12 protein-coding genes and 1 riboswitch are annotated in these 10,874 nt (G+C 65.3%); of the genes, 3 read left to right on the top strand and 9 right to left on the bottom strand.

Features of this window, described 5'->3' with window-relative positions; translation table 11 throughout:
- Positions 1 to 24 precede the first annotated feature (24 nt).
- The 3 genes from ACYQML_RS14440 to ACYQML_RS14450 form a co-directional block, all read right to left on the bottom strand.
- The gene (locus ACYQML_RS14440; protein WP_461233173.1) at positions 25 to 294 is read right to left on the bottom strand and encodes a dsDNA nuclease domain-containing protein; all 270 of its coding nucleotides are present in this window, start codon (positions 292 to 294) and stop codon (positions 25 to 27) included.
- Between the two features lie 228 nt (positions 295 to 522).
- Positions 523 to 1,656 (bottom strand): polyamine ABC transporter substrate-binding protein, encoded by a 1,134-nt coding sequence (locus tag ACYQML_RS14445; protein WP_461233174.1) that lies wholly within the window; start codon positions 1,654 to 1,656, stop codon positions 523 to 525.
- Positions 1,657 to 1,690: 34 nt separating this feature from the next.
- The gene (locus ACYQML_RS14450; RefSeq protein ID WP_207414194.1) at positions 1,691 to 2,053 is read right to left on the bottom strand and encodes a RidA family protein; all 363 of its coding nucleotides are present in this window, start codon (positions 2,051 to 2,053) and stop codon (positions 1,691 to 1,693) included.
- Positions 2,054 to 2,272: 219 nt separating this feature from the next.
- Here ACYQML_RS14450 and ACYQML_RS14455 point away from each other — a divergent pair, with 219 nt between their 5' ends.
- The gene (locus ACYQML_RS14455) at positions 2,273 to 2,536 is read left to right on the top strand and encodes a GlsB/YeaQ/YmgE family stress response membrane protein (RefSeq protein ID WP_018044131.1); all 264 of its coding nucleotides are present in this window, start codon (positions 2,273 to 2,275) and stop codon (positions 2,534 to 2,536) included.
- Positions 2,537 to 2,635: 99 nt separating this feature from the next.
- Here the strand turns inward: ACYQML_RS14455 and ACYQML_RS14460 are convergent, their stop codons facing one another.
- The 3 genes from ACYQML_RS14460 to rpsO form a co-directional block, all read right to left on the bottom strand.
- The gene (locus ACYQML_RS14460) at positions 2,636 to 2,857 is read right to left on the bottom strand and encodes a YgaP family membrane protein (RefSeq protein WP_207414197.1); all 222 of its coding nucleotides are present in this window, start codon (positions 2,855 to 2,857) and stop codon (positions 2,636 to 2,638) included.
- 166 nt (positions 2,858 to 3,023) lie between these two features.
- The gene (pnp, locus tag ACYQML_RS14465) at positions 3,024 to 5,195 is read right to left on the bottom strand and encodes a polyribonucleotide nucleotidyltransferase (RefSeq protein ID WP_018044127.1); all 2,172 of its coding nucleotides are present in this window, start codon (positions 5,193 to 5,195) and stop codon (positions 3,024 to 3,026) included.
- Positions 5,196 to 5,409: 214 nt separating this feature from the next.
- Positions 5,410 to 5,679, bottom strand: coding sequence for a 30S ribosomal protein S15 (rpsO, locus tag ACYQML_RS14470; protein WP_018044126.1), 270 nt, complete (start codon positions 5,677 to 5,679; stop codon positions 5,410 to 5,412).
- 437 nt (positions 5,680 to 6,116) lie between these two features.
- Here rpsO and ACYQML_RS14475 point away from each other — a divergent pair, with 437 nt between their 5' ends.
- Positions 6,117 to 6,416: a hypothetical protein gene (locus ACYQML_RS14475; protein ID WP_207414199.1), complete on the top strand. Its 300-nt coding sequence runs from the start codon at positions 6,117 to 6,119 to the stop codon at positions 6,414 to 6,416.
- Between the two features lie 48 nt (positions 6,417 to 6,464).
- Here ACYQML_RS14475 and ACYQML_RS14480 read toward each other — a convergent pair whose 3' ends face one another.
- Together ACYQML_RS14480 and ACYQML_RS14485 are read right to left on the bottom strand one after the other, a co-directional pair.
- Positions 6,465 to 7,514, bottom strand: coding sequence for a threonine aldolase family protein (locus ACYQML_RS14480; protein WP_461233175.1), 1,050 nt, complete (start codon positions 7,512 to 7,514; stop codon positions 6,465 to 6,467).
- Between the two features lie 50 nt (positions 7,515 to 7,564).
- A riboswitch (SAM-I-IV-variant riboswitch) is annotated at positions 7,565 to 7,676 on the bottom strand.
- A gap of 306 nt (positions 7,677 to 7,982) precedes the next feature.
- Positions 7,983 to 8,792: an exodeoxyribonuclease III gene (locus tag ACYQML_RS14485; protein ID WP_461233176.1), complete on the bottom strand. Its 810-nt coding sequence runs from the start codon at positions 8,790 to 8,792 to the stop codon at positions 7,983 to 7,985.
- Positions 8,793 to 8,931: 139 nt separating this feature from the next.
- Between ACYQML_RS14485 and ACYQML_RS14490 the strand changes: the two genes are divergently transcribed.
- Positions 8,932 to 9,669: a lysophospholipid acyltransferase family protein gene (locus ACYQML_RS14490; RefSeq protein WP_056427735.1), complete on the top strand. Its 738-nt coding sequence runs from the start codon at positions 8,932 to 8,934 to the stop codon at positions 9,667 to 9,669.
- A gap of 147 nt (positions 9,670 to 9,816) precedes the next feature.
- On the opposite strand, the gene ACYQML_RS14495 is transcribed toward ACYQML_RS14490, so the two are convergent.
- Positions 9,817 to 10,728: a LolA family protein gene (locus ACYQML_RS14495; protein WP_461233177.1), complete on the bottom strand. Its 912-nt coding sequence runs from the start codon at positions 10,726 to 10,728 to the stop codon at positions 9,817 to 9,819.
- Between the last annotated feature and the right edge of the window lie 146 nt (positions 10,729 to 10,874).

Here is a 10,874-nt window from a genome sequence, read left to right on the forward strand (position 1 = left end):
CTTTTCCTTGGTACTGTCTGTACCCTATTTTGGTCTACTTAGTAGCGAGGCAAGTGTCCAACCCCCGTAGGTTAGTTTTGTTTTAACCTGATAGAACCTAATTTTCTCGGGATTCGTTGAACTATCCAAAAGCGCAATGTCGTCGTGAAACTCAAAGACAATTGCATAGTCTTTTGTGCCACTATGCTGCTCAAAAAGAAGGGCTAACCCCCACATAGTTTGGTAATCGTAACGATCACCGGTTGCTGCTCTCGCTCTTGCTGGGATTGCAATCAGGTTTGCCGCAAGCGACACGATCTTATACTTCCTTAAGAGCAGGACCAACGCAGCGATTGAAACAGATCAGCCCTGCATCCTAAGTTTGCGTTGATTTTAGGAGGATGTCTAGCGTGTTTCTCGGAGTCGATGCCTGTTTATTTAGATATGCCCTCCGCCCAGCGGCATATAGTTCCTCAATTGTACGGCCGATTCCTAACACCTGTTGTTCGTTGAGTAGACGGCCTATTTATCAATAAAGGCGTGTCACCGCCCCGTCCGCACCCGCGTCCAATTCCGCGTCACGAACCGCTGCGTCCGGTCATCCCAGGCTTGGTTGGTGAAGAGCCGCTGCATCGTCGCGTCGTCCGGGTAGATGCCGGGGTTGGTGAGGATCTCCGGCTTCACCAGCGGTTTCGCGGCGAGGTTGCCGCTGGCGTAGGAGACGAAGTTGGTGTTGGCCGCCGCCACCTCGGGGCGCATCATGTAGTCGATGAAGATGTGGGCCTCCTCGGGGTGGGGCGCGTCCTTGGGGATGGCGAGGGCGTCGAACCACATCAGCGCGCCTTCCTTCGGGATGAAATAGGCGATCTCGACGCCGTTCTTCGATTCCTCGGCGCGTTTCTTGGCCTGCATCACGTCGCCGGAATAGCCGACCGCGAGACAGAGGTCGCCGTTGGCGAGGCCGTTGATGTATTCCGAGGAGTGGAATTTCCGCACCGAGCCGCGCACCTTGAACAGGGCATCGGTGACCTGGGAGATGTCGTCCCAGCGCTTGGTGTCGGGCTTGAGGCCATAGGCCGGCAGCATGCTGGGGATCAGGTCCTCGGGGCTGTCGAGCATCATCACCCCGCAATCCTTGAGCTTGGCCATCAGGGTGGGGTTGAGCACCAGGGTCCAGGTGTTGAGCGCCTGGTTCGGGCCGAGGCGCTCGCGCACGGGGCCGAGATTCACACCGATGCCGGTGGTTCCCCACATGTAATCGACGGCGTAGGTGTTGCCGGGGTCGTAGACCGCGAGGCGCTGCGCGATCTCGGGCCAGGCGTGTTTCAGGTTCGGGATCTTGGCCTTGTCGAGGGGCCGGAACACGCCGGCCTTGATGAGCCGCTGCAGGAACGGGCCGGTGGGCACCACGAGATCGTAGCCGGACTGGCCGGCGAGCAGCTTCGTCTCCAGGATCTCGTTGTTGTCGTAGGTGTCATAGACGACCTTGATCCCGGTCTCCTTGGTGAAGGCCTCCAGGGATTTCGGATCGATGTAATCCGACCAGTTGTAGATGTTGACCACGCGCTCCTGCGCCTTCGCCCCCGCCGAATTGAGGAGGGCGAAGGCGAGGAACAGGGACCCGAGAAGGCTGAGCGCCAGCGCGATCATCAGGACGGCGAACACGATACGACGCATCGGCGGGCTCTCTTGTCTCGGGACCGGGTCGGGATCAGGCGGGGAGCTTGGCCGCGACGACGACGATCTCCACGAGGTATTCCGGCCCCGCGAGCTTGGCTTCCACGGTGGCGCGGGTGGGCGGGTTCTCCTTCGAGACCCAGGCATCCCAGGCCGCGTTCATCTCGGCGAAGGTCGCCATGTCGGCCAGATAGATCGTGGCGGAGATGAGCCGGGTCTTGTCGCTGCCGGCGAGCGCCAGCAGCCGGTCGATCTCGGAGAGCACTTCCTGCGTCTGCGCGGTCACGCCGGCCCCCACCGTCGTCCCCGCCACTTGGCCCGCGAGGTAGACCATCTCGCCATAGGTGACGGCCTGGCTCATGCGGGCGCCGGATTCGAAACGGGTGATGGTGGTCATGGATCGCTCTTCATGGGGCGCCGCGCAGGCGCGTCGTCGGGGCAAGCGTTGTGCCGCGCGCCACGCATCCGCGTAAAGGGGAGGGCGGCGGCCAAGGTCGAGAATGCGACACAATCGCCGTCCCGCGGCGCAACCCATCCCGCGATGCGGCGTTGCATGAGCACAAACGGTCAAGTCCGGGCGGGACAATCCCGGCCACCGCGTTTCGAGGATCAGCTCATGGGTATCATCTGGACCATCATCATCGGCTTCCTGGCCGGTGTCGTCGCCAAGTTCATCATGCCGGGCGACAAGGAGCCTGCAGGGTTCATCCTCACCACCATCCTCGGCATCGTCGGCGCCTTCGTCGCCACCTTCCTCGGTCAGGCGCTCGGCTGGTACGGTCCGAACCAGGGCGCGGGCTTCATCGGAGCCGTGGTCGGCGCCATCGTCGTGCTCGCCATCTACGGCTTCATCGCCAGCCGCCGCACCACCACCCTCTGAAGGGCCGTCGCGGCGCGGGCCTCGGGTCCGCGCCTTTCGCGTTTCATCGGACAGACACAAGGGGCGCCCCATCGGAGCGCCCCTTTTTCGTGTCCCGGATCAGGAGAGGTAGCCGGCGGACTTGGCCGGGCAATGACCGGTGGCACCCCGGATAGCGAGGCCGGCGCCGACCACCAGGGCCGCCAAGCTGAGCCACTTGTTCGGGCGGGGCTGGGCGGCGGCGGCGGCGATGCCGAGACCCAGAACGACGGACACGGCCCGCTCGGTGGTCGACAGGTTGGTCTCGCCTTCGAAGATGCTCGGAATCATCGGATCGGCCATGGTCGCACATACTCCTCGTGTTGCGTCGCGGGGCGAACGCGGCGGGAGGATGGGTGTTCCTCACGATCGGACCGGGCAGTTGACGCATCCTCGCCCCAAACGAAAAGCGCGGCCCCTTGCGGAGCCGCGCTTCTCATTCTCGATCAACCCTCAGGGCTGAGACGGCTTACGCGTCCTGGCGGGGTCCGCGGGCGCGGTCCTGCTCGGCGTTGCGCTCAGCCTTGAGCTTCTCGGTGAGGTCCTCGCCGGTCTCCTGGTCGACGACCTTCATGGAGAGGCGGATCTTGCCGCGATCGTCCGCGCCGAGGAACTTCACCTTGACCTTCTGGCCGTCCTTCACGACGTCCGTCACCTTGGCGACCCGCTGGGCAGCGAGTTCCGAGATGTGGACGAGGCCGTCCTTGGCGCCGAAGAAGTTCACGAAGGCGCCGAACTCCATGCACTTCACGACGGTGCCGTCGTAGATCATGCCGACTTCGGCTTCCGCCACGATCGACCGGATCCAGTTATAGGCGGCCTTGATGGCCTTGCCGTCGCTGGAGGCGATCTTCACCGTGCCGGTGTCGTCGATGTTGATCTTGGCGCCGGTCTTCTCGACGATCTCGCGGATCACCTTGCCACCGGTGCCGATCACTTCCCGAATCTTGTCGGTGGGGATCTGCATGGTCTCGATGCGGGGCGCGTATTCGCCGAGCTCGGGACGGGCATCGGTGAGGGCCTTGGCCATCTCGCCGAGGATGTGGACGCGGCCTTCCTGCGCCTGATGCAGGGCGACCTTCATGATCTCCTCGGTGATGCCGGCGATCTTGATGTCCATCTGCAGCGAGGTGATGCCGGCTTCCGTGCCCGCCACCTTGAAGTCCATGTCGCCGAGGTGATCCTCGTCGCCGAGGATGTCGGACAGCACGGCGTAGCGCTCACCCTCGAGGATGAGGCCCATGGCGATGCCGGCCACCGGACGGCGCAGGGGCACGCCGGCATCCATCAGCGACAGCGAGGCGCCGCAGACGGAAGCCATCGAGGAGGAGCCGTTGGACTCGGTGATCTCGGACACGACGCGGATCGTGTACGGGAACTCGTGGGCCGGCGGCAGGACGGGGTGCACGGCGCGCCAGGCGAGCTTGCCGTGGCCGATCTCGCGACGGCCCGGGGAGCCCATACGGCCGGTCTCACCCACCGAGTAGGGAGGGAAGTTGTAGTGCAGCAGGAAGGTCTCCTTGTAGGTGCCTTCCAGCGCGTCGATGAACTGCTCGTCCTCGCCGGTGCCGAGGGTGGCGACCACGAGGGCCTGGGTCTCGCCGCGGGTGAAGAGCGACGAACCGTGGGCGCGCGGCAGCACGCCGACCTGCGACACGATCGGGCGCACGGTGCGGACGTCGCGTCCGTCGATGCGCGAGCCCGTGTCGAGGATGTTCCAGCGTACGACCTTGGACTGCGCTTCCTTGAACGCGGCCTTGACCTTCTCGGCCGGGAACTTGGCCTCGCCCTCGGCGGGGCAGAGCGCGGCCATCACCTTCGCCTTGACGGCGTCGACGGCGGCGTAGCGCTCCTGCTTCACGGTGTTCTTGTAGGCGTCGCGGAGTTCCGCTTCGCAGACGTCGAGCACGGCCTTCTCCACGTCGCCGTTCTCGGGCGCGGAGAAGTTGCGGGGCTCCTTGGCGGCCTTCTCGGCGAGGCGGATGATTGCGTCGATGACCGGCTGGAAATGCTTGTGGCCGAACATCACGGCGCCGAGCATGGTCTCTTCATCGAGCTCCTTGGCCTCGGATTCCACCATCAGCACGGCGTCCTGCGTGCCGGCGACGACGAGATCCAGGGTCGAGTTCTCGAGCTCGGGAACCGGCGGGTTCAGGATGTACTGGCCGTTCACGTAGCCGACGCGGGCCGCGCCGATCGGGCCGGTGAAGGGCACGCCCGACAGGGTGAGGGCTGCGGAGGCCGCCACCATGGCGAGGATGTCGGGATCGTTCTCGAGGTCGTGGGTCAGGACGGTGACGACGACCTGGGTGTCGTTGCGCCAGCCTTCGACGAAGAGCGGACGGATCGGGCGGTCGATGAGGCGGGAGACCAGGGTCTCCTTCTCGGAGGGACGGCCTTCGCGCTTGAAGTATCCGCCGGGGATGCGGCCGGCGGCGTAGGCGCGCTCCTGGTAGTTCACGGTGAGCGGCAGGAAGTCGATTCCGGCCTTGGGCTCCTTGCCCGACACGACGGTGGCCAGCACCGAGGTCTCGCCATACGTCGCCATCACGGCGCCGTCGGCCTGGCGGGCGACCTTGCCCGTCTCGAGGACGAGCTTGCGGTCGCCCCAGATCAGCTCTTCACGTTGTACGTCGAACATATGTCATGCCTTCCTGCGGTCGGGCGTGCCCGGCGCCGCCAGGGGCAAGACGGCAAGGAGTTCCGCGCCGGACCGGCGAAGAACTCCTGGCGATCCTGTCCCCGACGAGTGCGCCTCGAAGCGGCCCGATGGTCGCGCGGCCAGACCCATTCCGGCAGCGCGGGACGTCAATGAAACGCGGCCCTGAGCCAGGCTCGGGACCGCGAAAATCGCCTTAGCGGCGGATGCCGAGACGCTCGATGAGGCTGCGGTAGCGAGCCTCGTCCTTGCGCTTGACATAGTCGAGCAGCGAGCGGCGCTGCGAGACCATCTTCAGGAGGCCGCGGCGGGAATGGTTGTCCTTGCCGTGGGTCTTGAAGTGGCCGGTGAGGTTGGTGATCCGCTCGGTGAGGATCGCCACCTGGACCTCCGGAGAACCGGTGTCCTTGCCGCCGGTCGCGTATTCCTTGATGAGCGCAGTCTTGCGCTCGGCAGAAATCGACATCGCATTCCCTTTCGATACGGGTTTTCGGGTCGAGACGGTCCTCCTCGGGAGGGACCGCCTCAGCCTGGGACGGGGCCTGTGCCGGGATGTCGTCCAGCACGGTCGCGTTCACAAGCAGGTTTGGCCCCGTGCCCGTTTCCGGGTCGAGGCACCGAGACACATACACGAATCCGGGTCGCGTGCCACCCCCCGCGGCACCCCGGCGGGCCGTTGCCGGGCCGGGGAACAGAATTCCCCAAACTGTTATGCCGGCCCGGCACCCGCGCCAACGCCTTGATTCAGCACAGTGTCGGCCGATCTGCCGACATCTCTTTCATCGCAGCGTTACAGTCGGCGCTTAATTCAATCGTTGTCATGGACCACCAGAACATTCATATGGTTGGGGCTAGTCGGCGATCCCCTGTCGCCTAACAATTTACCATGTCGCCGGAAACACAATGGATAGAATCGCGGTAAAAATCCTGAAGCCAATAGCCTTCGCGGCACTAACATTCGGCGCAAGCTATTACTTGTTCAATTCAGCATTCGTCTCCCTGATTCTCAGCCTCGTCCCCCTATTACTCGGATGGCTGGGTGTGCTTGAAACGTTTTCGTACACGATCGCAGCAGCTTTATTCATCGCCGCCGTCGTCTGGTCCGTCGTTCCGGTGGATATGAAGAATCTGGTGGCGCTACAGACCGAGGCTGCAGTCAAGGAATTCTCGACGACGATGCCTACGCCAAAAAAGCCCGACTGAGACTTTCCAACTGCTTCATCGGGTAGCTCGATGGAAGCGCTTGACGAATCAGGCCGTCAGCGCCTCGCTCACGCCGCGGATGTCCCGAACCAAGGCGTCGATCCGATCCGGATCGGAATCCCAGGCGAACATGAACCGGGCGCCTCCGCCGATAAACGTGTAGAAACGCCACCCCCTCTCCCGCAAAGCCTCCAGCCGCTCGGGGGAGGCCTTCAGGAACACCGCATTGGCCTCCACCGGGAACATGGCGGTGAAGCCGGGGCATTCCGCCACCGAAGCGGCGAGGCGTTGCGCGCAGGCATTGGCATGGGCCGCGTTGCGGAGCCAGGCGCCGCCTTCCAGCATTCCGACCCAGGGGGCGGTGAGGAAGCGCATCTTCGAGGCGAGTTGACCCGCCTGCTTGCAGCGATAGCCGAAATCCTCGGCGAGGGCAGGATCGAAGAACAGGATCGCCTCGCCTGCCGCCATTCCGTTCTTGGTGCCACCGAAGCAGAGCAGATCGACGCCGGCCCTCCAGGTCATCTCCGCGGGCTCGCAGCCGAGGCTGGCGCAAGCATTGGCGAAGCGTGCGCCGTCCATATGGAGGCGCAGACCAAGCTCACGGCAGGCAGCGGAGATCGCCCGAATCTCGTCGAGCGAATACACCTGCCCCGTCTCGGTTGGCTGTGTGATCGTCACGACCCGGGGCTTGGGGAAGTGGATGTCCGAGCGGCCGGAGGCGAGCCCGCGGATGAGGGCGGGGGTAAGCTTGCCGTCGGCGCTCGCCGCCACCAGCAGTTTCGAGCCGTTGGAAAAGAACTCCGGCGCGCCGCACTCGTCGGTCTCCACATGGGCCGAGGCCGAGCAGATGACGCTATGGTAGGATTGGCACAGGGAGGCCAGCGCCAGGGAGTTCGCGGCGGTACCGTTGAAGGCGAAGAACACCTCCGCATCCGGCTTGTCGAACAGATCGCGGAACGCGTCCGATGCCCGCTTCGTCCAGGCATCCTCGCCATAGGCGGGCACCGAACCGCCATTGGCCGCTTCGGTGGCGGCCCAGGCCTCGGGGCAGATGCCGGCGTAATTGTCGCTGGCGAATTGCTGGGGTTCGGTCTTCATCGTCGCTTCGCCTTCCGTCGGTCCCGCAGGAAAGCCGAAGCGACGCGTGGCGAAACCCGTTTCGTTGCCGGTTCGGCCACATCCCCTCCAGTCGATGAGGGCTCCACCTTGCTCGGATCAGCAGGTTGGCGTCGGGCGTCGCCGCGACTCTTGATGCAAAGGGAAGCTTAACAGCGGGCGGGGCCAGCCGCAACGCGACGAGAGCGATGCGTACCGCCCGTCCTCCGACACTCGAGGACGGGCGGGGAGCTACCTTCAGGCCGTCGGGCGACCCGAGCGACCGGAATAGCGGCGACGGAGGTAGGAGACGACTTTGGGGAGAAGGAAGGCGAGGATCAGCTTGCGCATGCGCGATACTCCGGAAAGGGAAGAAGATACGGCTCCATCCGGAGCCGCCTGTCTGGAGAGCAATGATCGGCCCGGCGTTGCGTTCCTTGGCCGGCCGCACAGATGGGATGCGACGGCCCGTCAAAGCTCCAGCGTCAGCGTGACCGGGACATGGTCGGAGGGACGCTCCCAGCCGCGCGCCTCGCGGAAGACGTCCACCGCGCGGGCGGTGCCGTCGAGATCCGGCGAGACCCAGACATGGTCGAGGCGACGCCCCTTGTTGGCGGCGGACCAGTCGGGCGAGCGGTAGCTCCACCACGTGTAGATCTTCTCCGGCTCAGGCGTCAGGACGCGGGCGGTATCGATCCAGCCGGCCTCACCACGCAGGAGCTCCAGCGCTTCCGTTTCTACCGGCGTGTGGCTGACGACGGAGAGAAGCTGCTTGTGCGACCAGACGTCGTGCTCGAGCGGCGCCACGTTGAGGTCGCCCACCAGGATCGCCGGGCCGGCCATGCGCCGCTCGCCCCATTCACGCAGGTCGCGGAGGAAATCGAGCTTGTGGGCGAATTTCGGGTTGAGGCCGGCATCCGGAATGTCGCCGCCGGCCGGAACGTAGAAGTCATGAATCACGAAGCCGGCGGCAGCGCCAGCCTCCGGCCCGAGCACGGCCGAGATGTGGCGGGCATCCGGCTTCCCGCAGAAGGCCATGACGTCGCGGGTGAGCAGGGGAAAGCGCGATAGGATGGCGACGCCGTTATAGCCCTTCTGGCCGGCGAACACGACGTTCTCGTAGCCCGAGCCGCGCAAGGCCTTGAGGGGAAAGGCATCGTCCGGGCACTTCGTCTCCTGCAGGCAGAGCACGTCGGGCTTCACCTCGGCGAGAAACCGAAGGACGAGATCGATGCGCAGCCGCACCGAATTGATGTTCCAGGTGGTGACGGAGAGGCGCAACGGGTCTAGCTCACATATGTCATAAGGATCGGGACCGGCCGCTTCGATAGACCGGATCGGCCCGCCCGTCGCCGCACAATTGCCGCGTTCCATCGTCGAGAGGGATGCGCCGTCGCAGATACTGGAAGGATCGCCCGTCGTGTCGCGCACCCGCTCTGCGCTTTTCAATATTTACTGGGCCGCCTGGACCGCTTGTTTCGCGCTGCCCCTCGTGGTGCTCGCGATCCTCGGTTGCCCGACACGGCCGATCCGTGCGGCGACGCGGCTGTGGTCGCGCGGCATCCTGTTCGGCCTGCGTCACATCGTCGGCCTGACCTATGTGGAGGAGGGGCGCGCGCGCATCCCCTCCGAGCCGTGCCTGATCGTGGCCAACCACCAATCGGCCTGGGAGACCCTGGCCTTTCTCATCCTGATCCCGAACGTCGCCATCGTGGCCAAGCGCGAACTCGTGGCGATTCCCATCGTCGGCTGGTTCCTGCGCCGCTCGCCGATGATCATCATCGACAGGGCCAACGGCACCCAGGCCCTGCGCACGATGATCGACGAGAGCCGCCTCGCCATCGCGGAAGGCCGCTCCATCCTGATGTTCCCGGAAGGCACCCGGAGCACCATCGACGCGCCGGTGCAGTTCAAGCGCGGGGTCGAGCTGCTCTATGCCAAGCTCGGTCTGCCCGTCCTGCCGGTGGCGGTGAATTCGGGCCTGTACTGGCCGCATGGCGGCTCGCGCCACATCCCCGGGACAGTGGTGGTGAGCTACTTGGAAACCCTGAAGCCGGGCCTCTCGGGCGGAGAGTTCATGCGGGGCACGCAGGACGCGATCGATGCCGAGCTGAACCGTTGGCGGAGCGGAACAACAATGGAGCTTCAGGCGTCCTGATCGAAAGCCCTCCCCCCCTCAGCGGGGGAGGGTGCCTGCGGAGCAGGCGGGAGAGGGCGCGACCTCTCCGAATGGCTCACGCCTCTCATCCGACCCGCTGACGCGAGCCACCTCCTCCCGCAGAGGGGAGAAGGGAGGCGCTCGCGATCACTGCGCCTTGATCTGCTTCTCCATCGCCTTGTCCTCGCTGCGCCCGTAATTGATGAAGAACTGGCTGCCGTCGATGGCCTTGCCCTTCTGCAGGTTCGAGAGCTGGACCGTGGTCTGGTAGCCTTGCGGATCGGTGATCCGCCACTGGCTGAGCGTCTTCACCTCGGCGTCGAAAAACAGCTGGATCTTCGAGGTACCGCCCAGTGTCGCCCGGTCCTCCAGCGAGATGCGGATGCCGCCCGGATCGTTGGCGATGTCCGACACGGTGAGGTCGCGGGCGAGGTCGATCTTGTCGCGCAGCAGGAATTTCAGCGGCGTCTGCGAGATGAAGTAGAGGTCCTGGGTCTTCAGCTTGCGGTCCTTCACCGCCACCGACGTGCCGTCGGCCACCACCTCCATGGGGGAGGGCTGGTCGTAGTCGAAACGCAAGCGGCCGGGCTTGGCCAGCGTCAGCTTGCCCCCGATGCGGCGCCCATCGGCGGCGATCTGGACGAAGTTGCCGCTGAGCGTGGTCATTCCGTTGAAATAGGCATTGGCCTGGGCGAGCACGGCGGCGGGCTCGGCATCCAGCATGGACGACGCGGCGGTGGGGGCGCCGACGGCGGCGACCTTGGCGGGCGCGTCCGAGGGCGCAGCCTTCGCGGCGGGTTTCGCGCCGGAGGCGGCCTTGTCCGCCCCCGCCTTGGCGTCCTTGGCGGGTTTGGGCGCCTGGGCCGCCGGCTTCTTCGGCGCGGTGGGAGCGGCCGGGGGCGCTTCCGGCTCGGGAGCGGGGGCCGGCGCGGGCTGCTCCTTGCGGCCGAACAGGCCGTCGAGGAAGGACGAGACCTGCGCCGTGGCCGGCGCGGGTTGGAGGCTGGCCGCCAGCACGAGGAGCGAGCCGGCGGCGAGAAGGTGGCGTCGGCCGGTCATCCTGGGGCGTTCTCCGAAGTCGGGTGGGGTTCGGCTTAGAACTCGACCCTGTGGCGAATATGGGACGGGACCTCCCTCGCCCCAAAAGGGAGACGGACGGTACTCACACCGTTCTCCGCTCGATCGCCTCGGATCGAGCGGTCGCC

The sequence above is a fragment of the Methylobacterium sp. CM6244 genome (assembly GCF_054817885.1).